The organism is Lamprobacter modestohalophilus (assembly GCF_016583905.1).
In the GTDB taxonomy this organism is placed as follows: domain Bacteria; phylum Pseudomonadota; class Gammaproteobacteria; order Chromatiales; family Chromatiaceae; genus Lamprobacter; species Lamprobacter modestohalophilus.
In genome coordinates this window covers 13,556-35,103 of record NZ_NRRY01000004.1, presented here as the reverse complement: position 1 = coordinate 35,103, position 21,548 = coordinate 13,556, and the positions used below count along the sequence as shown (strand labels likewise).

Annotated in this window: 22 protein-coding genes and 1 pseudogene; 13 read left to right on the top strand and 10 right to left on the bottom strand. The window is 62.2% G+C overall.

The window, feature by feature from the left end; all coding sequences use genetic code 11:
* Positions 1-3: 3 nt before the first annotated feature.
* The 3 genes from CKO42_RS04035 to CKO42_RS04025 all read left to right on the top strand — a co-directional run bounded on the left by CKO42_RS04035 (position 4) and on the right by CKO42_RS04025 (position 1,295).
* Positions 4-765, top strand: a complete 762-nt coding sequence (locus CKO42_RS04035; protein ID WP_200239639.1) for an MBL fold metallo-hydrolase — start codon at positions 4-6, stop codon at positions 763-765.
* A gap of 91 nt (positions 766-856) precedes the next feature.
* Positions 857-1,102 (top strand): UPF0175 family protein, encoded by a 246-nt coding sequence (locus CKO42_RS04030; protein WP_200239637.1) that lies wholly within the window; start codon positions 857-859, stop codon positions 1,100-1,102.
* A complete protein-coding gene (locus CKO42_RS04025) occupies positions 1,095-1,295 on the top strand; it encodes a PIN domain-containing protein (RefSeq protein ID WP_200239635.1) in 201 nt (66 codons plus the stop codon). Before CKO42_RS04030 ends, CKO42_RS04025 begins: the two co-directional genes overlap by 8 nt.
* An 89-nt stretch (positions 1,296-1,384) precedes the next feature.
* Here CKO42_RS04025 and cydC read toward each other — a convergent pair whose 3' ends face one another.
* From cydC to metG, 6 genes and pseudogenes are all read right to left on the bottom strand, one after another.
* Entirely contained in the window at positions 1,385-3,184 is a 1,800-nt protein-coding gene (cydC, locus tag CKO42_RS04020; RefSeq protein WP_200239633.1) for a thiol reductant ABC exporter subunit CydC, read from the bottom strand.
* Positions 3,177-4,949 (bottom strand): thiol reductant ABC exporter subunit CydD, encoded by a 1,773-nt coding sequence (gene cydD / locus CKO42_RS04015; RefSeq protein ID WP_242479105.1) that lies wholly within the window; start codon positions 4,947-4,949, stop codon positions 3,177-3,179. The genes cydC and cydD overlap by 8 nt, the downstream gene beginning before the upstream one ends.
* Positions 4,950-5,057: 108 nt before the next feature.
* Positions 5,058-5,603, bottom strand: a complete 546-nt coding sequence (locus tag CKO42_RS04010) for a lipocalin family protein (protein ID WP_200239631.1) — start codon at positions 5,601-5,603, stop codon at positions 5,058-5,060.
* The gene (locus CKO42_RS04005; protein WP_200239629.1) at positions 5,603-6,265 is read right to left on the bottom strand and encodes a DUF6134 family protein; all 663 of its coding nucleotides are present in this window, start codon (positions 6,263-6,265) and stop codon (positions 5,603-5,605) included. Before CKO42_RS04005 ends, CKO42_RS04010 begins: the two co-directional genes overlap by 1 nt.
* A 255-nt stretch (positions 6,266-6,520) precedes the next feature.
* Positions 6,521-7,309 (bottom strand): DUF1295 domain-containing protein, encoded by a 789-nt coding sequence (locus CKO42_RS04000; protein WP_200239627.1) that lies wholly within the window; start codon positions 7,307-7,309, stop codon positions 6,521-6,523.
* Between the two features lie 113 nt (positions 7,310-7,422).
* Positions 7,423-9,099: pseudogene (metG, locus tag CKO42_RS03995) on the bottom strand (methionine--tRNA ligase); the annotation flags it as partial.
* Between the two features lie 211 nt (positions 9,100-9,310).
* On the opposite strand from metG, the gene apbC reads away from it, so the two are divergent.
* The 3 genes from apbC (at position 9,311) to CKO42_RS03980 (ending at position 10,804) form a co-directional block, all read left to right on the top strand.
* On the top strand, positions 9,311-10,402 hold the full coding sequence (apbC, locus tag CKO42_RS03990; protein ID WP_200239625.1) for an iron-sulfur cluster carrier protein ApbC: 1,092 nt from the start codon (positions 9,311-9,313) through the stop codon (positions 10,400-10,402).
* Between the two features lie 79 nt (positions 10,403-10,481).
* On the top strand, positions 10,482-10,586 hold the full coding sequence (locus tag CKO42_RS27870) for a BrnT family toxin (RefSeq protein ID WP_200239623.1): 105 nt from the start codon (positions 10,482-10,484) through the stop codon (positions 10,584-10,586).
* Positions 10,583-10,804 (top strand): hypothetical protein, encoded by a 222-nt coding sequence (locus CKO42_RS03980; protein WP_200239621.1) that lies wholly within the window; start codon positions 10,583-10,585, stop codon positions 10,802-10,804. Before CKO42_RS27870 ends, CKO42_RS03980 begins: the two co-directional genes overlap by 4 nt.
* Positions 10,805-10,809: 5 nt before the next feature.
* Here the strand turns inward: CKO42_RS03980 and CKO42_RS03975 are convergent, their stop codons facing one another.
* Positions 10,810-11,598, bottom strand: a complete 789-nt coding sequence (locus CKO42_RS03975) for a M15 family metallopeptidase (protein ID WP_200239619.1) — start codon at positions 11,596-11,598, stop codon at positions 10,810-10,812.
* Between the two features lie 488 nt (positions 11,599-12,086).
* Here CKO42_RS03975 and CKO42_RS03970 point away from each other — a divergent pair, with 488 nt between their 5' ends.
* From CKO42_RS03970 to mtgA, 3 genes are all read left to right on the top strand, one after another.
* Complete coding sequence (locus CKO42_RS03970; RefSeq protein ID WP_200239617.1) at positions 12,087-13,460, top strand: porin; 1,374 nt, start codon at positions 12,087-12,089, stop codon at positions 13,458-13,460.
* A gap of 105 nt (positions 13,461-13,565) precedes the next feature.
* On the top strand, positions 13,566-14,165 hold the full coding sequence (locus tag CKO42_RS03965; RefSeq protein ID WP_200239615.1) for a 2OG-Fe(II) oxygenase: 600 nt from the start codon (positions 13,566-13,568) through the stop codon (positions 14,163-14,165).
* On the top strand, positions 14,149-14,874 hold the full coding sequence (mtgA, locus tag CKO42_RS03960) for a monofunctional biosynthetic peptidoglycan transglycosylase (protein WP_338034844.1): 726 nt from the start codon (positions 14,149-14,151) through the stop codon (positions 14,872-14,874). Before CKO42_RS03965 ends, mtgA begins: the two co-directional genes overlap by 17 nt.
* Here the strand turns inward: mtgA and ribF are convergent.
* Together ribF and murJ are read right to left on the bottom strand one after the other, a co-directional pair.
* A complete protein-coding gene (gene ribF, locus CKO42_RS03955) occupies positions 14,871-15,962 on the bottom strand; it encodes a bifunctional riboflavin kinase/FAD synthetase (protein WP_200239611.1) in 1,092 nt (363 codons plus the stop codon). The genes mtgA and ribF overlap by 4 nt on opposite strands.
* A 156-nt stretch (positions 15,963-16,118) precedes the next feature.
* A complete protein-coding gene (murJ, locus tag CKO42_RS03950; RefSeq protein ID WP_200239608.1) occupies positions 16,119-17,678 on the bottom strand; it encodes a murein biosynthesis integral membrane protein MurJ in 1,560 nt (519 codons plus the stop codon).
* Between the two features lie 179 nt (positions 17,679-17,857).
* On the opposite strand from murJ, the gene rpsT reads away from it, so the two are divergent.
* The 3 genes from rpsT to CKO42_RS03935 all read left to right on the top strand — a co-directional run bounded on the left by rpsT (position 17,858) and on the right by CKO42_RS03935 (position 19,561).
* Positions 17,858-18,124, top strand: coding sequence for a 30S ribosomal protein S20 (gene rpsT, locus CKO42_RS03945; protein WP_200239606.1), 267 nt, complete (start codon positions 17,858-17,860; stop codon positions 18,122-18,124).
* 92 nt (positions 18,125-18,216) lie between these two features.
* Entirely contained in the window at positions 18,217-18,471 is a 255-nt protein-coding gene (locus tag CKO42_RS03940) for a cupin domain-containing protein (protein WP_338034843.1), read from the top strand.
* Position 18,472: 1 nt separating this feature from the next.
* Positions 18,473-19,561, top strand: a complete 1,089-nt coding sequence (locus CKO42_RS03935; protein WP_200239603.1) for a glycosyltransferase family protein — start codon at positions 18,473-18,475, stop codon at positions 19,559-19,561.
* 59 nt (positions 19,562-19,620) lie between these two features.
* On the opposite strand, the gene CKO42_RS03930 is transcribed toward CKO42_RS03935, so the two are convergent.
* Complete coding sequence (locus tag CKO42_RS03930; RefSeq protein ID WP_200239601.1) at positions 19,621-21,084, bottom strand: carotenoid oxygenase family protein; 1,464 nt, start codon at positions 21,082-21,084, stop codon at positions 19,621-19,623.
* Between the two features lie 15 nt (positions 21,085-21,099).
* Here CKO42_RS03930 and CKO42_RS03925 point away from each other — a divergent pair, with 15 nt between their 5' ends.
* Complete coding sequence (locus CKO42_RS03925; protein WP_200239597.1) at positions 21,100-21,480, top strand: VanZ family protein; 381 nt, start codon at positions 21,100-21,102, stop codon at positions 21,478-21,480.
* The last annotated feature ends 68 nt before the right edge of the window (positions 21,481-21,548 follow it).

Genomic DNA, 21,548 nt, shown 5'->3' with positions numbered 1-21,548 from the left:
TGAATGCGATTTGCCGCGCTCGGCAGCGGCAGTCGGGGCAATGCCACCCTGGTCGAGTCTGGCTTGACCAGGGTCTTGATCGACTGCGGGCTTTCGGTGAAGGCGCTGACTCACCGGCTCGCATCGCTGGATGTCGAGCCGGCGTCGATCGCTGCAGTTCTCCTCACGCATGAGCACGGCGACCACATTGGCGGCGTCGCCGCTTTTGCCGGGCGTTATGGCATTCCGGTCTGGTCCACGCCGGGCACCTGGCGCGCTGCCGGCATCGCCACCGAGATCGATCTGCGGTTATTTCTCGGCCACGGCGGTGCCTTGCGGATTGGTGATCTCAGCATCGCCCCCTATCCGATCCCACACGATGCGCGCGAGCCCTGCCAGTTCGTGATCGATGGCGATGGCTGTCGGCTCGGCGTGCTCACCGATGCGGGGAGCATCACGCCACACATCCGTGAGCGCCTGAGCGACTGCGATGCGCTGATGCTCGAGGCCAACCATGACCCGGCGCTGCTGCGCGCTGGCCCCTATCCGCCGAGTGTGCAAGCGCGTGTCGGCGGCGCCTTCGGCCACCTGAGCAATCAGCAGGCTGCGGAGCTGCTCGACCGTCTCGAGCACCGCGCGCTTCGTCAGCTATTGATCGCCCACGTCAGCGCCAATAACAACCGCGAAGACCTGGTCCGCTCGGCGATAGCGGCGGTCTCCGTGGAGCTGGAACAGCGTCTGGTCATCGCGCCGCAATCACGCGGCACCGGCTGGCTACCGATCTAAACCATGTGTGATGCTCCCACGAAGGGCATCGTGCTGCAGCACTGTTGTTTCATCATGGAACGCGTAGAGCGCTTTTTCTAGGAGATTTGTGATGACAATGATCGCATTTGATCTGCCCGACGGCGCCTTTGCCGCCTTGCGCAAAGACCCGCAAGAGATGCAGATGGAACTCCGTATGGCCGCCGCGGCGAAATGGTATGAGCTTGGGCTGATCTCGCAGGAGCGTGGTGCGGAGATCGCGGGCCTGACGCGTGTCGAGTTCATGTGGGCGTTGTCTCGACTCGGCGTATCGCCGTTTCAGGAAGACCTAGATGATGACGCTATCGGTCATGCCTAAACGCGTTGTTGTCAATGCATCACCAATGATCGCGCTATTGGGGATTGGCCAAGAGCAGCTTCTGTGCGGGCTGTTCGATCGGGTGCTGCTGCCGCAAGCGGTGCGAGATGAGATCGAGGCCGGGCAGGCCAAAGATGACAATGTGGCGCGCTTGATCCATCGATTGCTGGCCGAAGCGGGTGAGATCGTCTGAATTCTCAGCAGGACGCCCGCCGTGTTTGGGTCGCGAACGCTCTTGATGCATTGAACGCAAATCCAGGAGTAAGCAATCCCGGATTTCAGCTAGACGTCGAGATCCAATCCAAGCAGGCGTGGGTAGATCGGCGCTTTGAGCAGTTCGGTGTGGGTGCCGCGCTCGACGACGCGGCCGTGATCGAGTACCAGGATCTCGTCCATCTGCGCCAGCGCGACCGGCCGATGGGTGATCAACAGGACGGTGCGCCCTTCCATGAGCCGTTGCACGGCATCCATCAGCGCGCGCTCGGTGACGGCATCGAGGCCTTCTGTCGGCTCATCGAGAAGCAAGATCGGGGCATCACGGAGCAGCGCGCGGGCGATGGCGATGCGTCGCGCCTGGCCGCCCGAGAGCCGCACGCCGGTCTCGCCAACCCAGGTGTCGTACCCATCGGGCAATTCGGCGATGAAGTCGTGGATCTGGGCGGTTGCGCAGGCCTGCTCAAGCACCCCTTGCGGGGCGTCGGGGGCTGCGATCAGCAGGTTCTCACGGATGCTGGTATCGAACAGATGCGTGTGCTGCGAGACCAATGCGATGCGGCTGCGCAGGTCTTCGCCGGGAAACTGTTCGAGCGGTATCCCGCCGAGCCGGATAGAGCCGGACTCGGGTGCCCAAAAGCGCAGTAGCAGGTTAAACAACGTGGTCTTGCCGGAGCCGGTGGCGCCGACGATAGCGACCCGCCGACCCGGTGGCAGCTGGAGATCGATGCCGTCGAGCGTTAGGCGCTCCTGGGCCGAGTCGATATGGATGCCCGCATCCGCGCTTGATCCCGTGCCGGAGTGATCATTCAGGCTGCTCTTGCTGGGGTAAGCAAAACGCAGTCCCTCGATCACCAGCCCGCTGTCTTTCGGTTGCGGCGCGGGGCCGGTTGGCTCCGGCACCGCCGGCTCGGTGTCGACGATCGCGAATAGCCGGCGCGCCGCGGTCAGCGTCGATTCGAGCTGTTGGAAGGCCATCGGCAAAGGCGCGACGGCCTCGAAGGTCGCGAGCGAGAACAGCGCGAGCATCGCCAGCTGTGGTGGCGCCAGGCTGCCATCATGCACCAGCGGGATGCCGAGCCAGAGCATGCCCCAGAGGGTCAGATTGGCGGTGAGGCCAGTCGCGGCCTGGGCGATGCCGGTGAGCTGACTCATGCGCTCTTGTTCGGCGACCAGCGCCCGGCTGAGCGCGTCCAGATGCCGAGCGTGGCTGTCGGCAGCCCCATAGATCAGCAGCTCGGACAGGCCCTGGGTGCCGTCGATGCCGGCCTGGCGCAGCTCAGCCTGGATCTCGACGATGCACCGCCCGGGCCGTTTGCCGAGCCGATGTCCAGCCCAGGGTAGGGCGACGCCAGCGATCAGCAGCATCACCAGCAACAGCTGCGCGAGCCCGAGATCGAACATCGCCGTGAAGAGGAAGAACGCGAGCCCAGCGGTGATCGCGACCAGCACGGGCACCAACACCCGGACATAGAGGTTATCCAGCGCGTCGATATCGGCGCGGATGCGGGTCAGAAGATCGGCACTGTGGTACTCCATCAGCCGCGCCGGGGCCAGCGGCTCCAGATGCCGATAGAACCAGACTCGCAGCCCGGCGAGCTGGCGCAGCGTGGCCTCGTGCGTGATCAGACGCTCGAAATAGCGCCCAGCGGTGCGGCCGATGGCGCTGGCGCGGATCAGTGCGGCTGGGGCGAAATAGTTCATCGCCACGCCAGCCGCGCCAGCGACCGCCATCGCGGTGATGAACCAGCCCGAGACCGCCATTAGCGCGACATTCGCCAGCAACGTGATCAAGGCGACGGCGAAGCCGCCCAGCATCCAGCCACGATAGGGCTGGAACAGCTGCCAGAGACGGATGAGCTCAGACATGCGCCCCTCCAGGCTCCAGCAGTCGCACCATCTGCCGATAGGGGCCATCGCGTTCGATCAGCTCGGCATGTGAGCCAGCTTCGACAATCCGCCCGCCGTCAATCACCAGGATGCGATCGGCATTGCGCACCGTACTCAACCGATGCGCGATCACCAGCATCGATCGGCCCTCAGCGAGCTGGTCGAGCGCGCGCTGGACGAGCGCCTCGCTGGCGGGGTCGAGGCTAGCCGTCGCCTCGTCGAGGATCACGAAGCGCGCATCACGCAAGAAGGCGCGCGCCAGGGCAACGCGCTGGATCTGGCCGCCGGAGAGTCCAGCGCCACGCTCGCCGACCGTCGTCTCATAGCCGCGTGGCAGCCGATCGATGAACTCGGCGGCCTGTGCGCGCTCGGCGGCTTGGCGCACCTCGGCAAGGCTCGCATCAGGCAGCCCGAGGCGAATGTTGTCGGCGATCGTGCCCTGGAACAGTCGCGGCTGTTGGGGCAGCCAAGCGAGCCGCCGGCGCCAGTCGTCGATCGCCAGCGCGTTGAGGTCTTCGCCATCGATGCTGATGCGACCTGCCTCTGGCCGGATGAAGCCGAGCAAGAGGTTTGCGACCGTCGTCTTACCGGCACCGCTGGGCCCAACCAAGGCGACACGCTCGCCGGGCTTGATCTCAAGCTGCGCGCCAGCGAGCGCTGGTCGCCCCGGCTCATAGCTGAACGAGACGTCCTCGAAGCGGATGTGCAGCGGGCTGTCCGCGCTCAGGCTCGCAAGCTGTTTTGGGGGTGCCGGCAGTTCGGTATCCATCACCGCGACCAGGCGCTCGGCGGCGGCGATCGCCTCCATCCGTCCGTGATAATGGGTGCCGAGATTGCGCAGCGGCGCATAGAACTCGGGCGCTAGCAGCAGGATGAAGAAGCCGGTGACGAAGCTGATCTCGGGGGGCGCGATCAGGTCCGGGATCGGCAGATCGAGCTGATAGAGCCGGAAGCCGATGAAGACCGCGATGATGGCAATGCCCAGGGTCGAGAACAGCTCGAGCACCGCCGAGGTCAAGAAGGCGACGCGCAGGACGCGCATGGTGCTGGCGCGATAGTCCTCGGAGATGCGCGCGATCACCTCGGCCTCGCGGCGGCTGGCGTTGAACAGCTTCAGCGTCGTCATGCCCTGGATCACATCGAGGAAATGCGCCCCCATCCGGGCCAATTCCTTCCAGAGCTGCTGATTCAGCCGCTCCACACTGCTGCCGATCAGAATCATGAACACCGGGATCAATGGCGCGGTCACCAGCATGATCAGCGCCGAGAGCCAGTCCAGCGGCAGCACCACGATCAGGATCGCCAGTGGGATCAGCGCGGTCAGCGACATCGCCGGCAGGTAGCGCGCGTAGTAGGCCTCGACGGCTTCGATGCCACGGGTCAGATCCTCGGCGATGGCGCCACTGCGCTGCCCGGCCATCCAGGCCGGGCCGGCGGCCTGGATATGGCGATAAAGCCGATCGCGCAGGCTGATCTTGACCTGCGCCGCGGCCCGGAAGGCGCTCTGCTCCGAGGCCCAGGCGATGCCTGCGCGCACCGCGAAGAGCACGAGCAGGGGCCAGAGCCAGGGTGCAACCTGGTCTAGGCTGGCGTCACCGAAGACAACTGTGTCAATGATTTGGGCGAGCAGCCAGGCTTGGAGAATCAGCAGCACCCCGTTGCCCAAGCCGAGCCCGACCGAAAGCCGCAGCCAGCGCGAGGCGAGCGGCTTTTGGTCATCCAGCAGGGTGCGGGGGGCAGTCAAACGAGGCGGGTTCCGGGAATGAGTCGCAAGAGAGATCCGGGATTGTAGCAATTCTCAGCGTCAGCTCGAGTAGCGAGCGTGAATGGCCAGCTTGAGCAGCCAGCCTGGTCAAACGCCCTGCTGCGGCACGCGCTGGAGCTTGCTGGGAGCGTAGCCTAGGCTTTCGATGAAGGCCTTCATCTCCTCGAATTCCGCATCGCTGAAGTCGGGCGTTCTCGACATCACCCACACATAGTCACGCTTGGCGCGCCCAATCACCGTGGTCTGATAGTCGTCATCGAGATAGATGATGCGGAAGTCGGCCTTGATCGGCCAGATGAACTGCATCCCCCAGCGGGCGTTGGTCGCTGTGTCGAGCACGAAGCCCTTCGGGTGATGGACCTTCTGCGGGCCGTCGAAGGCATCCTGATTAAAGGTGAAGGTGGTGGCGATGGTGCCATCGGGATTCAGTGCATAGGACTCGACGGCGTTGTGCGCGCCCTTCTCGACGAAGGTGGGGATATTCGCGACCACATACCAATCGCCCATGAAACGTTCTAGGTCAACTCGATCGACCGTCTTCATCGGTTCGCCTCCAGTTTCGATACAGCCGCTGAGCAGGCTGAGGATGCCAGCCGCGAGCAGCAGTCGCAGCACCTGTGGGAATCGACGCATCAGAGTCTCCGGTAGATCAGTTGGGCGCCCTTGCCGGTATCGCTGGCGAGCCGTACCCAGCCCAGCTCGTCGTTATACCAGAGGTTGATGGTCAGTTCGTCGGTGACCAGCTCGAAACGGGTCGCCTCAACCTCGCTGCCGTTGACGGCGACCTGCTCCGCTCCGCGCTGTTGCACGCTGACCGATTCGAGCTCTCCGGTTTGTGGATTCAGGAGCTTGGGCTGCTGCAGGATGGCTGAGTCCCAGTAGGCAAAGGTCTTGACGCAGCCATCGAATTGCTCGACGTCCTCGCCGCGATCGACGCGGAAGCCATTGCTGACCGCCGAGCCGTCGATCTTGTAGCGGGTGCCATTGTCGTTGGTGGTCGAGCTGAGCCGCTCCAGGCAGCCATTGCGAAACAGCTCGTTGCTCTGGTGGCGATAACGGTAGGCGGTGATGAAGAAGAAATCGACCTCGAATTCGGCCTGGCTGGTGACCCGTTGTTGATCGCCGCTGACATCGATATCAAAGCGATGCTCGCCGATCGGCTTGTCGTCGAGCAGGACCTCGAAGCGAAAGGTCTGATCGACCGATGCGCCCACTGCGAGGCTGGTCAGTGTCAAAGGCAAGGCCAGCGCCAAGAGACCGCCGACGAGGGCGGGCCGAACGCGTTGATTGAACATCGGGAGACTCCAGAAGAGAGGGTGGCTCATACGGCAAAGTTTGTGCCCTTAGGCTGCCTGAACAACAGTTGGACAAGGATAAACATTACTGCGGTATAGATGGACGCTGCCGGTCGTCAATGAAAAGATCGGTGTGCATCTGTGTCGATCTGTGTTCATCTGTGGGTCTTTTCGGCCTTCACCTCTGGCCGCATGAACCGAAATCGCTACCCTGGAACAGGCGCTTATTGCCTGGCTGGTGACTCGCTATGGGCGTCAGTTGACGTTTGGTCTTGCGCGCGGTGGTCCGGGGAAGAAGGCGTTGGTTCGGCAGATATAGTCGCGATAAGCCGGTCGGCGCTCGGCGATGTCCTTTTCCAGCAGCGCAACCCCTGAGACCCGCAGCAATAACAGCGTCACCAGGACCGGGCCCAGGAGGCTCCACCAGGCCCCGGCGGCCAGCGCGAGCAGGTAGAACCCCCACCAGACACAGGCCTCGCCGAAGTAGTTCGGGTGGCGTGTATAGCGCCACAGACCATGGTCGAGCACCTGCCCTCGGCTCAGCGGATGGGCCTTGAAGGCGGCGAGTTGCTGATCGCCAATGGCCTCGAAACCGAACCCGATGAGCCAGAGCAACACGCCCAGATAGTCTAGCCAACCGAGTGGCGCCGAGCCGAGGATGCCACCGAGCAGCGGCAGCGAGATCACCCAGGCCAAGATCGCCTGCAGCCCAAACACCAGATAGAGACTCTTGAGCCAGAATCCAGGCTCGTTCTCGGCGCGCATCGCCTGGTAGCGCCGGTCTTCTGGTTGGCCCCTGTTGCGCAGGGTGATGAACACCGAGAGCCGGGTGGCCCAGACCGTGACCAGGAACAGCAGGATGTACGCGCGCGCCGCGAGCGTTGGCGCCCAAGTGATGTAGACCAGCGTCAGCACCAGAAAGAACAGCGACCAGAGGCTGTCGACGAGGCTGACATTGCGCGCTGGGATACTGATCAGCCAAGCGCTGATGGCGAGTGCGAGGACGACCGCAAGGCCCGCGGCGTAGATATTGAGGTCAAACATGCGGCCTGACCATCGGATCTGACGAGCACATCAACGCTAGCCGTCCGGCTTGTGTCGTCAGGAAATAAGGTGGAACGACCATCTGGCGGTGTGTCTGAACTGATCGATCAGTGCGCGCTAGACGCTGCCAGATCCTCTTTCGAGGCCTCGAGCATGGCCTGGATCTGCGCCGGCTCGATGCGCGTCATCAGCGGCTTGAACTTAGCGATCTCCTGATCCAACAGCGGCGTGGCGAGCGCGTCCCAGGTCAGCGGCTCGATCTGCAGGAACTGCTCGGCAGCCTCTGCGGTGCCGGGCAGGATCGGCTTCAGCCAGCCGATCAAGAGGCGGAACAGATTCAGGCCCTGGGTGCAGATCGCCTGCAGCTCGGCTTCACGCCCTTCCTGTTTGGCGACGACCCAGGGCGCTTGCTCATCGATGTATTGGTTGGCGCGATCGGCCAGCGTCATGATCTCGCGCACCGCGCGGCTGTATTCGCGCGCCTCGAAGGCCTCGGCGATCGGGCCGTTGGCGGCGACGAAGGTCTCGAACAGCGGGCGGTCGGGCAACTCAGCGGCGAGCCGGCCGTCGAAGCGCTTGCTGATAAAGCCGGCGGTGCGGCTGGCAATGTTGACCACCTTGCCGACCAGATCCGAATTCACGCGCGCCTGGAAGTCGTCCAGACTGAGATCGATGTCGTCGACACCCGCGCTGAGCTTGGCGGCGAAGTAGTAGCGCAGATACTCCGGGTTGAGATGGTCCAGGTAGGTCCGCGCCTTGATAAAGGTGCCGCGCGACTTCGACATCTTCTGGCCGTCGACGGTCAGGAATCCATGCGCAAAGACCGCGGTTGGGGTGCGGAAGCCGGCGCCGTGCAGCATTGCCGGCCAGAACAGCGCATGGAAATAGATGATGTCCTTGCCGATGAAGTGATAGACCTCGGCGCTGCTGTCCGGCGCCCAGTAGTGGTCGAAGTCGAGCCCCGCGGCCTGGCCTTTGGCGCTGTCGCAGAGGTGCTGGAAGCTGGCCATGTAGCCGATCGGCGCGTCGAGCCAGACGTAGAAGAACTTGCCGGGGTGGTCCGGGATCTCGAAGCCGAAGTAGGGCGCGTCGCGGGAGATGTCCCATTCCTGCAGCCCGGCATCGAACCATTCGTCGAGCTTGTTGGCGACCTGCCCCTGCAGGCTGCCGCCACGGGTCCAAGCCTTGAGCATGGGCTCGAAATCGGCCAAGCGGAAAAAATAGTGCTCGGAGGTACGCTGCTCGGGTACGGCGCCGGAGACCGCCGAGCGCGGATTCTTCAGCTCGGCGGGCGAGTAGCTGGCGCCGCAGGCCTCGCAGTTGTCGCCGTATTGGTCGGCGGCGCCGCACTTTGGGCACTCGCCTTTGATGAACCGATCCGGCAGAAACATCTGCTCGAGCGGATCATAGGCCTGCTCGATGGTCCGCTTGGCGATATGCCCAGCGTCGCGATTGCGCTCGTAGATGAGGGTCGCGAAATGGCGGTTCTCATCGGAATGGGTCGAGTGATAGTTGTCGAAGGCGACGCGAAAGCCGGCGAAGTCGGCCCGATGTTCTTCGGCGACGCGGGCGATCAGGGCCTCCGGCGTGATGCCTTCCTGGCGAGCCTTGAGCATGATCGGGGTGCCGTGGGCATCATCGGCGCAGACGTACCAGCAGTTTTCTCCACGCATCTTCTGGAACCGCGTCCAGATGTCGGTCTGGATGTACTCCACCAGGTGGCCGATATGGATCGGGCCGTTGGCGTAGGGCAGTGCGCTGGTGACCAGGATGTCGCGGGGCTGACTCATTACATAAAGCTCTGGGTTGGAGGGACTAGTTTACCAAGGTGCGCCGTACAGATCGCCGAGCAGGCTTGAATTAGCGATTGCTGATACCAGTTCGAGTGCCAGCGACGGGGCCGAAGGCGTCAGCGTAAGCTGGCAAAGCGCGGCGCTCGCATCCTACAGAATCATGCCAGCCCGCGGGCCACCGCGGTCGCCACAGACAACGGAGCTCTCCATGACCGAAGTGACCAAAGAGACTGTCGAAGCCGCCATCAAGGGCTATAACGAGCCGCATCTGGGCCGGGACTTGGTCTCCGCCAACTGTATCAAGGGTATCGAGGTCGAGGGCGACCAGGTCAAGGTGAAGGTGCTGCTCGGCTTCCCGGCGGACGGGATCAAGCAAGCCATCGCCGATGCGGTGAAGGCGCAGGTTGAAGGCGTCGATGGCGTCAGTATGGCGCAGGTCGATGTCGGCTGGCAGGTCAAGGCGCACTCGGTGCAGAAGTCGCTGAAGCCGATCGATAGCGTCAAGAACATCATCGCAGTCGCCTCCGGCAAGGGCGGCGTCGGAAAATCCACCACCGCGGTCAATCTGGCCCTAGCGCTGGTGGCCGAAGGCGCCAAGGTCGGTATCCTGGACGCCGACATCTATGGTCCATCGCAGCCGCGCATGCTTGGTGTCTCCGGCAAGCCGGAATCGAAAGACGGTAAGACACTGGAGCCGATGGTCAGCCACGGCCTGCAGACCATGTCGATCGGCTTCCTGATCGAGGAAGAGACGCCGATGATCTGGCGCGGCCCGATGGTGACCCAGGCGCTGGAACAGTTGCTCAACGACACCAATTGGTCCGAGCTGGATTATCTGGTCATCGACCTGCCGCCGGGCACTGGTGATACCCAGTTGACGCTGGCACAAAAGGTGCCCGTCTCGGGTGCGGTCATCGTCACCACGCCGCAGGATATCGCCCTACTGGACGCGCGCAAGGGCTTGAAGATGTTCCAGAAGGTCGAGGTACCGGTACTTGGCATCGTCGAGAACATGAGCATCCATATCTGCTCCAAGTGCGGTCACGAGGAGCATATCTTCGGCCAGGGCGGTGGCGAAAACATGTCGCAGCAGTATGGGATCGACATGCTCGGCTCGCTGCCGCTCGACATGCAGATCCGCGTCGAGACCGATGGCGGTAAGCCGACGGTGGTCGCTGATCCGGAATCGCGCATCAGCGAGCTTTATCGCGAGATCGCCCGCAAGACCGCAGCCAAGCTCTCGCTGCAGGCGAAGGACTATGCGGCCAAGTTCCCGCGGATTGTGATCCAGAACAACTGAGCCGGGCTGCCAGCTTAGCCCTTCGGGCGATGGCCGTTTAGCTGAGCTCACCCAAAGGTCGCGTCTTCGGTGTTAAGGCATGATTTTCGAGTGGGACTCAGCGAAGGCGGCTAGCAACCTTCGCAAGCACGGTGTCGACTTCAACGATGCCATTGATGTCTTCAAAGATCCACCAGCGAGATGATGATCGACAGTCCTGACGACATACTTCCCGAGTACGATCTCGACTACTCACGCGCGCAGCCGAATCGCTTTGCTGGCCAGGCGCGCGTGTCTGTCACGTTGCGCGATGACGTGCTCGCCTTTCTAGAGGCTCGCTCGAAGGCAAACGGCCAAACGATCGGCGACATGGTGAACGATATGCTTGAAAAGGATATCGAACTCTCTGAGATCCTCCGGTAAACGGCTCAGTCAACTGGAAAGTCGAAGTAGGTCTCGGGATACGGCTCATCATGCAAGGTGAAGTGCCACCACTCCTCGTCGAGATTCTTGAATCCAGCCTCTTCCATCAGCCCCTTCAATAGGAGTCGATAGTCGTGCGCCTTGCCTGTGATTGCAGGACTCAGCGTATGTGACAGCGGGCTGAAACAGTCGAATCCGATTCCCATGTCGACGCTGTTGTCGGCGAAACGCTCGCCGTATGGCGCCTCGCAAGAGACCTGCGCCTCGACATCGAACGCCGGCTGCGTCGGAGCTGGCTTCGGCACGATGGTCAGATCAACCGTGCTGCCCCGGCTATGGCCGGACTTGCTCGCGATGTAGCCGTCGCGAAACAGGTGCTGCTTGTCGACGTTCGGATAGAACTCGGTCTTCATCCGCTGGTCGTCAAGATCCTCGGCCCAAGCCACGAAAGCATCCACGGCTCGCTGCGGTCGATAGCAGTCGTAGATCTTCAGTTGGTATCCCTGCTCGATGAGCGCCGCCTGAACATCGGCGAGGGCGACTGCCGCCTGGCGCGTCAACAAGCACTTTGTGGCTTCGTAGCCGGGGATTGGGCGGCCGACGAAGTTGTGCGCAGTCGTGTAGCGCATGTCCAAGGCCACGCCTGGGATGATCGCGCTCACATCGATGATGTCATCGGGGCGGTCAGCGTCTCGGCTGCCGTCGTGGGGCGCTGCAGACAGCAGTGCTCCGGGATGGATGCTCAGGAACAGAAGCGTGCTCGTGGTCAGTAGGGTTTGCGATAGCGGGAGCATCAGCGGCCTCCGTCAAGGATCGGGATGGGCTAAATCGCATCGTAGCTGCTATTCGTCGTTGACCGCGAGACGTCCTGAGTCGCGACGTGAGTCGCGACAGTGTTGCACGGGGTCGTCTATCTATCATCAACCTGATCGGCAGTGCGACGCCATGCGAGCGCTCAGGCAGCAAGACCTTTCCAACTGTGCAAAGATCGCCACGTTGATGTTGCGCCAGCGGCAGTTGGGACATAGCATGGCGTGGCAGAAGTGTCCGTTAAGCATTTGCTAAGCCGATGATTGTCATTGAGAAGCGGCACGCCCGACACCGTTCCTGAGCCTGCTGCAGATCGAGTTGTTGCTGCGATACAACTGGCGCGGGAATTGTCTCTTTTTTCAAAAAAACTGTTGCGAGCTGTGCCGTCGTAGTCTACTATTTCGGTTGCAAGGCACGATTGCGGAAGGTTGGTGCAATCTTTCGTCTTATTCACAACACAGCGGAGATCAAGATGCAGAAAAAGATTCTGACCCTGGCCATCGCCGCCGCGATGGTCGCCCCGGCCGCCGCGATGGCCGAGGCCACCCTGTACGGCAAGCTGAACATGTCGATTGACTATGCGGACGTCTCTGATGCCGCTGTTAGAGGGACTGACCTAGACGGCAACCCGTATGCCAGCTATTACGCCGATCCCAATGGCAATGTCGCTGCCCCAGGCACGATTTACCTTGACGCGGCCGGTAATCCAATCGTCCGTGGTGGCCAGGACTTTAAGGGCTGGGGTATCTCGAATGAAGGCAGTTTCATGCCGGGTGCCAGCCGCGCCAACCGCATTGGTGTCAAGGGCTCCGAAGATCTCGGCAACGGTCTGAAGGCGATTTACCAGGTCGAGCTTGGCCTGAATCTGGGCGCTGGTGATGACAATATTCCGAGCGGCAACAACGGTGGTATCAGCTACCGTAACAGCTTCATCGGTCTGGCCGGCAACTGGGGTACCGCCCTGGTTGGTCGTCATGACACCCCGCTGAAGATCTCCACCGGCAAGCTGGATCTGTTCAGCGACACCATGGCTGACTACAACGGCACCGTCGGATTTGATGACATCCGCGCCGATAACGTCATCGCTTACATCTCGCCGAGCTTCTCGGGCTTCTCGTTCATGGGTGCCGTGGTCGCCGGCGGTGGCGCAACCGCAGGCTCTGGCGCGAACATCAACGAAGATTCGCTCGCGGGCGCCTTCTCGCTGGCTGGTATTTACAACAACGGTCCGTTCTACGCATCTGTTGCTTACGAGTCGCTGGATGCCGACATGTTCATGGACTCGCAGACCAGTCTGCGGGGTGGCGCGGCTTGCATCGACTCAGTCGGTGATCCGACTCCGAGCTGCAACTACATCAACGATTCGTACGACAAGTGGCGTATCGGCCTCGGCCTTCTCGACTGGAACGGCTTTACCCTGACCGGTATCTACGAGCAGCAGGACAACCTCCCAGGCGGACAGCAGCGTTCGGCACTGACCTTTATCGATGCCAATGGGGATATCTTCCTGGGCACTGCTGACACCGTCGAGAAGCAGAGCCTGTGGCAGATTCAGGCTGCTTATGCCTTTGGTAACAACTCTGTTAAGGCTATGTACGGCTCGGTCGATCGCAGCAATGCTGGCTCGTTCGCGACCAACCTGAACGAGACCATCTCGCTCAATAACCTGAGAGACGACCTCGAAGGTGACCGTTACACTTGGGCCATTGGCTTCGACCACAACTTCAGCAAGCGCACCAAGGCTTACGTGTTGTACACCCAGGTCGACGACGACCTCAGCGGCTCGCCGATGTATCCTGGCATCGAGTGGAGCGGCTTCTCCGCTGGCATGATCCACAAGTTCTGATCCTGCTCAGACAGTGGAAGCAAGACGGGGCCTTCGGGCCCCGTTTTTTTGGCGGGTATGTATCATACGTGGCTAGCCCAACGAAACGTGATCCGACGCCTGAGTATGGAATTCATTGCTCGTCATTCTGAGCTCATCCCTACCGAGACTTGCGACGCCCTGGTCGCGCTGTTCAGAGACGCGGATAAGCGTAAGGTCACAGCCCCGGGCCGAACTGGGGTGCACGTTGATAAGAAGCGCAAGGACTCAACCGATCTGCACTCAGCGAAAGTGCCAGAGAAGCTGCGGGAAAAGTATTCGACAACGATCGAGGATTATTTCAAGCGTCTAGCAGAGGCTCATCGTGCCTACACCGAGCGCTTTACCGAACTGCAGTATCCAAAGACCTTCGAGCACGGCGTCTACAGCTTTAATATTCAGCGCTACTATCCAGAAGGGCAGGCCTACCATGCCTGGCACTATGAGAACGCTCATCCGGATGTCGCGCACCGTGTCCTAGCCTGGATGACCTATCTGAATTCTGTTGAGCAAGGTGGTGAAACCGAATTCCTCCATCAGGCTCTCAAGGTCAAGCCTGAGCAGGGGCTGACGTTGATCTGGCCAGCGGGCTTCACACATACTCACCGCGGCTTGCCGCACAAGGATGGACTCAAGTACATCATCACCGGATGGTTCGAATACGCCCCCCGTGGCCGCCGCGCCTGAGCGGGACTTGATCTCGTTGAGTCGATTTCTCAAAACAGTCGCAGCCGCTACCGCTGTTCTATTGCTGCTGATGGCGACAACCATCCTGGCGCTGCGCTGGGTCGATCCACCCACCTCGGCCTTTATGATTCGTCATTGGCTCCTGGCAGAGGCCCCGGCCACTGCGGAGAAACGCGTCTATCACGAATGGGTTTCCGCCGATCAGATTCCGGCCGAGGTCAAGCTCGCGGTGATTGCTGCTGAAGACCAGCGCTTTCCAACGCATACTGGTTTTGATCTGGTGGAGATGAAGAACGCGCTGGAGCGCTGGCGCAATGGCGGCTCGCTTCGTGGTGCGAGCACCCTGTCTCAGCAGACTGCGAAGAACCTCTTCCTTTGGCCCGGCAGCGATTGGCTGCGAAAGGGCCTCGAGGCGCCGTTGACGTTGATGATCGAGTGGCTCTGGCCGAAACAGCGCATCCTCGAGGTCTACCTGAATATCGCCCAATTTGGGCCGGATACCTATGGCGTGGGCGCGGCTAGCTGGCGGTTCTTCGATCGGCCTGTCTTCACATTGAGCACGCCCGAGGCCGCCTTGCTCGCCGCCGTGCTGCCGAATCCGAACATCTACCGCGTTGACTCACCGTCACCGCAGGTGCGCCGCAAGGCCGCTTGGATCGAGCGCCAGATGCGCAATCTCGGTGGTGCTGCCTATCTGGATCGGCTCTAGCGTTCTGAGTCTGGTGATGCGGGCCCATCCAAGCCAAACCGCTTGCGCTCTCCCAGGTCGATCCCTTGCTTGGGGCCGAAGGCGTGCTGGACAATGTCTGAGGGCTTGTGGCGTTCTGGCAACGGCAACTGTGTTGAGCTTTGCCTCGACGCGTCGACGAGCCAGGCCCGTGCTGATTCAGCATCGCGCTCGATCTGCGCCCTCAAGGCCTCGAATGAGTTGAAGCGCTGTTCATCGCGCAAGCGCAGGGCGAATTCGACCTGGAGATGCGCACCATAGAGATCGCCGTCGAAGTCGAACAGATGCACCTCGAGCCGTTCATCGGTTCCAGCCAAGGTTGGGCGGCGGCCAATGTTGGCGACACCAGGCCAGGGGTCATCAGCGACACCCTGGACCCAGACCGCATAGACCCCGCGCAGTGGGCTGATGCGTCGATGAAGCTCGATGTTTGCAGTGGGGAAGCCGATGGTGCGCCCGCGCTGGTCTCCATGTCCGACCCGACCACAGATCCGGTATGGTCGGCCGAGCAACTGTCGGGCTTGCTCGAAATCGCCGGCGGCGAGCAATTCCCGGATACGGGTGCTGCTGATGCGCTCATCGGCGTGCGTGATGGTCTTCAGATTGGCCACCTCGAAGCGCTGCTCGGGCGGGAGTTCGGCGCCAACGCGTTCGAGCAACGCATAGTCGCCCGAACGGTTGTGGCCGAAGCGGAAGTCGTCGCCGACCAGCAGGAATCGCACCCCGAGTCCATCGACGAGCACTTGCTGAATGAAGTCGTGCGCGTCCATCTCGGCCAGTCGCGGACCGAACTCGAGCAGCAAGATGCGTTCGATCCCGTCGTCGGCGATGGCTGCCACCTTCTCGCGCAACCGGGTCAAGCGGGCAGGTGCGACCGCCGGCGCGAAATACTCCATCGGCTGTGGCTCAAAGGTGATCACCGTGGCTGGTAGCCCGAGCGCCTCGCCTTGCGCGAGCAGGCGTTGGAACACGGCGCGGTGGCCAAGGTGCACGCCATCGAAGTTGCCGATGGTTGCCACGCAGCCGCGATCCTGGTCGCGCAGATTATGAAGGCCCCGAATCAGCCGCATGCCTATGAGTCCATCGGTCCAGTGAACGAATGCCCTCGATTATAGGGCGCGTCGTCGTTGACTGTGCTGTCGCGAGAAAAATGGCCCTGAGAGATCCTGTGCGTCTGGCCTGTGAATGCGTGATGAGAGGCGCTGCTTCGCCTTGTTTACTCTGCGTCAAGCTGCGTGATCTGTGGTGATTGGGTTCATCCGAAACAGATGCCGCGGTCGGATGCCGAGTGCCAGCGCGAGTAGCAGATAGCAGAGTCCGCCAATGAGGATCAGGCCGATCAGACGGATCAGGCGATCATGAAAGCTCCAGACGGTCCAAAATGGCGTCGGTCCGCTCAGCAGCCAGAGTGCCACCCCCATCGCTAGGCTCGCGATGAGACCCTTGGCAAGCAGCAGCCACCAGCCAGGCAGGGGCCGGTAGATGCCCTGCTTGAGCAGGCCAATCAATAGCAACAGCGCGTTCACGCTGGCGGCGATGATGGTCGCCAACGCCAAGCCGGCATGGCCGAGCGGGAACATGAGGATCAGGTTGAAGACGATATTGGTCAGCATCGCGACCACGGCGATCTTCACTGGCGTCTTCATGTCCTGGCGGCTATAGAAGCCCGGAGCCAGCACCTTGATACCGAGAAACGCCATCAGTCCGAGCGAGTACGCCATCAGGCTGCGCTCGGCCATCAGCACATCGTAGGCGGTGAATTCACCGGAATAGAACAGGGTCGCGATCATCGGCCCGGAGAGCACGAAGAGCCCAACCGCTGCCGGTAGTCCGAGCAGCAGCACCCAGCGCAAAGCCCAGTCTAGCGTCTCCGAAAAGGCCTCTGGCGAGGCCGCCGCGTGCTGGCGCGAGAGTTTGGGAAGGATCACGGTGCCGAGCGCGACACCGAGGATGCCGAGCGGGAATTCCATCAGCCGATCGGAATAGTAGAGCCAGGAGATGCTGCCGGTGGCGAGGAAGGAGGCGAGCAGGGTATCGATGAGCAGGCTGATTTGGGTGACCGAGACCCCGAACAGCGCCGGGATCATCAGTTTCACGATCCGCCGCACGCCCTCATCGCGCGGGCTCAGCCTTGGGCGCGGTAACAGCCGCAGCTGGTGTAGAAAAGGCAGCTGGAACAGCAACTGCGCGATGCCAGCGATGAGCACCCCCCAGGCCAGCGCCATGATCGGTCGCTCCATCTGCGGCGCCAGCCAGAGTGCGCAGCCGATCAGCGAGAGGTTCAAGAGCACGGGCGTGAAGGCCGGCACGCCGAAGCGATCATAGGTATTGAGGATGCCGCCGGCGAGCGCGGTCAGCGAGATGAACAGCAGATAAGGGAAGGTCAGTCGCAGCATGTCCGCCGCCAGCAGCTGCTTGTCCGGATCACTCGCAAAGCCCGGTGCAAAGATCAGCACCAGGATCGGCGCGCCCAGCACCCCGAGCGCGGTGATGACGAACAGGATGGCGCCGAGGGTGCCGGCGACGTCGTCGACAAAGCGCTTCAGGGCCGGGAAGCCGCGCTGCGTCTTGTACTCATTGAGCACCGGCACGAAGGCCATCGAAAAGGCGCCCTCGGCGAACAGCCGGCGCATGAAGTTCGGGATCTTGAAGGCGACGAAGAAGGCATCGGTGCCCGCATCGGCACCAAACAGGCGCGCGACGATCAGATCCCGCACGAAGCCCAGGATGCGCGACAGCAGGGTATTGCTGCCAACCTTGGCGATGGACGCGGCCAGCGATGCCATTGGGTGCTGCCTCTAACGGCGCGTGGACGCGCGATGATTGAGCCAAAGAGGCGCGATTATAGGGGATCGCTCGGGCTTGACACTCGGGATTGACAACGGAGGCTGTTGCGAGAGAAGATAGTCGGCTAGGCGTTTTAGCGCCACCGAACATTTGATCCGCCAAGCTTAGGAGATCACTCTTGGCCAACACCGCACAAGCACGCAAGCGCGCCCGTCAGGCTGAAAACCACCGCCAACGCAATGCCGCGCAGCGCAGTACCTTGCGTACCGCGATGAAGAAGGTCCTGAAAGCTGCCGCCGCTGGCGATCATGCCACTGCTGCTGACGCCTACCAAAAGGCCGTTCCTGTGATCGACCGCGCCGCCGGCAAAGGGCTGATCCATGCCCATAAGGCTGCGCGCCACAAGTCCCGGTTGAATGCCCGCGTCAAGGCACTGGCCTCCTAATTCTGGCGCTGACTCAACGCGGTAACCTGTTCGCTGACCTGCCGTCGCCAGCGACAGGCGAGGTCTTCGAAGAGCTGCAGCGTTGTCGAAACTTGCGCATTGAGCGCATTACCAGCAGCGGCGAGCCTGAGCCAGTCCTCTATGATCAGGCCCACGACGAATGGGTCCTGCTGCTGAGCGGTGAAGCGCGCCTTGAGATCGCGGGTGAGACGATCGCGCTGAGCCGCGGCGATTACCTTTTCATCCCGGCTCACACCCCGCACCGCGTCTTGCAGACCTCAGCCGAGCCGACATCAGCCGAGCCAGGTTGCACCTGCACCTGGTTGGCGATCCACCTCGAGGCCTGACGTGCCCCACCTCTTCGTCGCCGTGACCGCCCATGGCTACGGCCATCTTGCACAGGTCGCGCCGGTCGTGACCGAGCTGAAGCGCCGTCTCCCGGATCTCGAGATCAGTCTGCAGGGCAACATTGCCCCAGCCTTCGCCAACGCTCGGCTGCCGGCGGGCTATCACCACATCCCATTAGCGGCCGACGTGCCGCTGCCGATGGACGGCCCGTTGACGACGCGCTGGGCCGAGGGGCTGGCGGACTATGCGGCGTTCGATCTGGACTACCCAGCGCATCTGGCACAACAGCGTCGGCTATTCGAGCAGACGCGCCCCGATCTCGTGCTCGCTGACATCCCCTGGCTACCGCTGGATGTCGCCCGTTCGATGGGCATCCCCTGCGCCGGACTCTGCTCGCTGAGCTGGTACGACATCCTTGCTGAAAGCCCGGTTGGCGATCAGTTGCCGACCGCATTGGCGCGGCGGATGCAGCGAGCCTATGGCGGTGCTGACCTCTTCTTGCGGCCCGCGCCCTCGATGCCGATGAGTTGGTTGCCGAACGGGCGCGACATCGGGCCGATCGCGCAGCCGTTCGCGCGTGATCCACTCCGCTTGCATGAGCGTTTCGGGCGTCCCGTTACTGAACAGCTGGTGCTGATGCAGTTCGGTGGTACCGGCCGCTTGCAGCTCGGCGGCGGCCCGCACTTGATGGATGGCGTGCATCTGCTGAGTCCCGATGCCGATGCGGGGCGTGGACGCGATGACCTGACCCTGATCGATGCCGACGGCAACAGCGTCCTCGAGGTGCTTGCAAGCTGTGATGCATTGATCACCAAACCTGGTTACGGCACCTTTGCCGAGGCCGCCTGCAATGGCATCCCGGTGCTTTCGGTTGAACGCCAAGACTGGCCGGAAAGCCGCTGGCTGGTTGACTGGCTTGCTCAGCAGGTGCCGCTGCGCGAGATCAGCGCGCGCGACTTCGCCGCCGGCCAGATTCATGAGCCGCTGGCCGAGCTGCTCGCCGAGGGCATCGCCGAGCCGGTCGCGCCGACCGGTGTCGCCGAGGCCGCTGAACTGCTGATTGACCTGCTGATTGACCTGCTTCAGTAAACCTATAAACCGCAGATGCACGCCGATTCGAAAACAAGGCTCTAGCAGGTTTGGCAAAGCTACCCAACAGGTGAAGGTTTGGTTGGAACCCAACAGCCATGAAACCCGGGCGGGATGGCATGAGGCAGCTCGATCGACGCTTGGATCGCCAGATCGGCCGCGCGCAGGACTAAGAGATCCGAGCGCCGTTCGGCCGCGCGGTAGACCAGGCTCAGCAGCCAGTCCTCCTGATCCGGCCGCATCGCCGTCGGGATGGGCTCGCCCGGAAGATCGGCCCCGAGATCCTGTTGGATCAGTTCACCGGTCTGCATCTGGAAACGTTGAATAGCACTGAAGAATGGCAGTCGGCGGCCTGCCGGAGTGCCAATGCCATAGATCTGCCGCGGCTTGGCCCCAAGGGGGCCCGGGCTGACGGTTGGCAGTTCGAATCCGACCTCCTCGCTGCAGGGACTGAGCGAGCAACGATTCGCTGCGGGATCGATCTGAAGCCATTCCAGTCGCGGCAGCCCATCGGTCTGCTCGACCTCGCGAAAGAAGCACTCGACATCGCCCAGGGCCGGAAAGTTCGGATAACGGATCACCCGCAGATCGAGACCGCCGTCGTCGCGATCGCTAGCCGCGGCGATATGGAAGATGAAGCCCGGTACCGCGTCGATCAGCTGCGTCGGCCCGCCAGCACGCGGGATCAGCAGCGCTTGCATCGGTCGATCCCTGTCTAACTTCAGCGAGGCTGCCGGACTCTGGAGCCCGAGCAGTGCGCGCGGGATATCGAAATCGGCAAACGGCAGCAGCACGCAGATCCAGCGCGCGGTGACGGCAATGTCGTGCACGAAGCTGAAGCGGTCGAGCTGATGCACATCAGGGGGGGCCATCATCCCCTGGGCATCGACCCGATACAGCAGCAGCCGGCTCGGATGTCCCAGCACCAGCCCGAAGTTGATCAGCTCACCGGTCTCAGCATCCTGCTGCGGATGCGCGGAGAAGGGCAACAGCGGCGAGTTCCAGCGGGACAGTGGATCAAAGCGATTGCGCAGCTGGCCAGCAAAATCCTCTTCGCCGAGGGTGGCCAGTGTCACCGGGTCCAGCCGATGCGGCGCGCCACCCTCCCATAGCGCTAGCAAGCGGTTGCCGTGCCAGATAACATTGGTATTCGCGGCATTCTTGAAGCGCAGCCGCAGGCCGTTTGTCCAGAGCCCGCCGGGCTTCTGCGTGCCGAAGCCACGCCAGAGCATGCGCCCAGCGGCCTCCTCCGCACAGTAAGCCCGAGTGCGGACAAAACGATTGGTATAACGCACCCGTCCCTGCGCGAATTCGAAGCGACAGAGATGGCCATCGCCGTCGAAGGCATGGCTATAGGGGACGCCACCGCGCTCGAACCGTCCCGGCCCATTGCGGTAGAGCACACCGTTCAAGCTCGGCGGCAGCGTCCCTGACACCCTGAGCTCGCTATCGGTATATTCGCGCTCGATAGGCATCATGGCTTCCGCCAGTATCTTCAGCATTTCAGCGCGATTGATAGTCATGAGGGATCTCGGGTGTTGAACACTGAGCGAGCACAATGGGCCCTGCAGCGGCTGTCCCAGCTCGCACTCTGGGTCTGTGTGCTGATTGTCGCCTACTTGGCCTTCCTGCCAAGCGCCGATCCGATCGGTGCCTCCTGGGACAAGGCCAATCACCTGTTTGCCTTTGCGGTGATGGCGTGGCTGGCCGATCTCGGCTGGCCGGCGCAGCGGCAAGCCCCGCTGCGTTGGGGCCTGCTGCTTGGCTACGGCTTGCTGATTGAGAGCGTGCAGCACTTCCTGCCGCTGCGGCATTTCTCGCTGCTGGATTGGATCGCCGATGGCGTTGGTATTCTGATCTATCTTGGCCTAAAAGCCAGCTGGAAGCACGTCTGGTGCTCGCTTGCACAAAAGCGCTGATTGATGCCTTGCAGGCCTCGCAAGCCAATCTCGACACCCTGTAAATGCACAGCTAATGCCAAATTTTC

Excerpts from the sequence above, each read along its gene's own strand:
- ribF (WP_200239611.1), bottom strand. The coding sequence starts at position 15,962 with ATGCGGCTGATTCGGGGCCTTCATAATCTGCGCGACCAGGATCGCGGC.
- CKO42_RS04035 (WP_200239639.1), top strand. The coding sequence starts at position 4 with ATGCGATTTGCCGCGCTCGGCAGCGGCAGTCGGGGCAATGCCACCCTG.
- CKO42_RS04005 (WP_200239629.1), bottom strand. The coding sequence starts at position 6,265 with ATGTTCAATCAACGCGTTCGGCCCGCCCTCGTCGGCGGTCTCTTGGCG.
- CKO42_RS03970 (WP_200239617.1), top strand. The coding sequence starts at position 12,087 with ATGCAGAAAAAGATTCTGACCCTGGCCATCGCCGCCGCGATGGTCGCC.
- CKO42_RS04030 (WP_200239637.1), top strand. The coding sequence starts at position 857 with ATGACAATGATCGCATTTGATCTGCCCGACGGCGCCTTTGCCGCCTTG.
- CKO42_RS04000 (WP_200239627.1), bottom strand. The coding sequence starts at position 7,309 with ATGTTTGACCTCAATATCTACGCCGCGGGCCTTGCGGTCGTCCTCGCA.
- CKO42_RS03975 (WP_200239619.1), bottom strand. The coding sequence starts at position 11,598 with ATGCTCCCGCTATCGCAAACCCTACTGACCACGAGCACGCTTCTGTTC.
- CKO42_RS03965 (WP_200239615.1), top strand. The coding sequence starts at position 13,566 with ATGGAATTCATTGCTCGTCATTCTGAGCTCATCCCTACCGAGACTTGC.
- CKO42_RS27870 (WP_200239623.1), top strand. The coding sequence starts at position 10,482 with ATGATTTTCGAGTGGGACTCAGCGAAGGCGGCTAGCAACCTTCGCAAG.
- CKO42_RS04010 (WP_200239631.1), bottom strand. The coding sequence starts at position 5,603 with ATGCGTCGATTCCCACAGGTGCTGCGACTGCTGCTCGCGGCTGGCATC.
- murJ (WP_200239608.1), bottom strand. The coding sequence starts at position 17,678 with ATGGCATCGCTGGCCGCGTCCATCGCCAAGGTTGGCAGCAATACCCTG.
- CKO42_RS03980 (WP_200239621.1), top strand. The coding sequence starts at position 10,583 with ATGATGATCGACAGTCCTGACGACATACTTCCCGAGTACGATCTCGAC.
- CKO42_RS03930 (WP_200239601.1), bottom strand. The coding sequence starts at position 21,084 with ATGACTATCAATCGCGCTGAAATGCTGAAGATACTGGCGGAAGCCATG.
- cydC (WP_200239633.1), bottom strand. The coding sequence starts at position 3,184 with ATGTCTGAGCTCATCCGTCTCTGGCAGCTGTTCCAGCCCTATCGTGGC.
- CKO42_RS04025 (WP_200239635.1), top strand. The coding sequence starts at position 1,095 with ATGCCTAAACGCGTTGTTGTCAATGCATCACCAATGATCGCGCTATTG.
- apbC (WP_200239625.1), top strand. The coding sequence starts at position 9,311 with ATGACCGAAGTGACCAAAGAGACTGTCGAAGCCGCCATCAAGGGCTAT.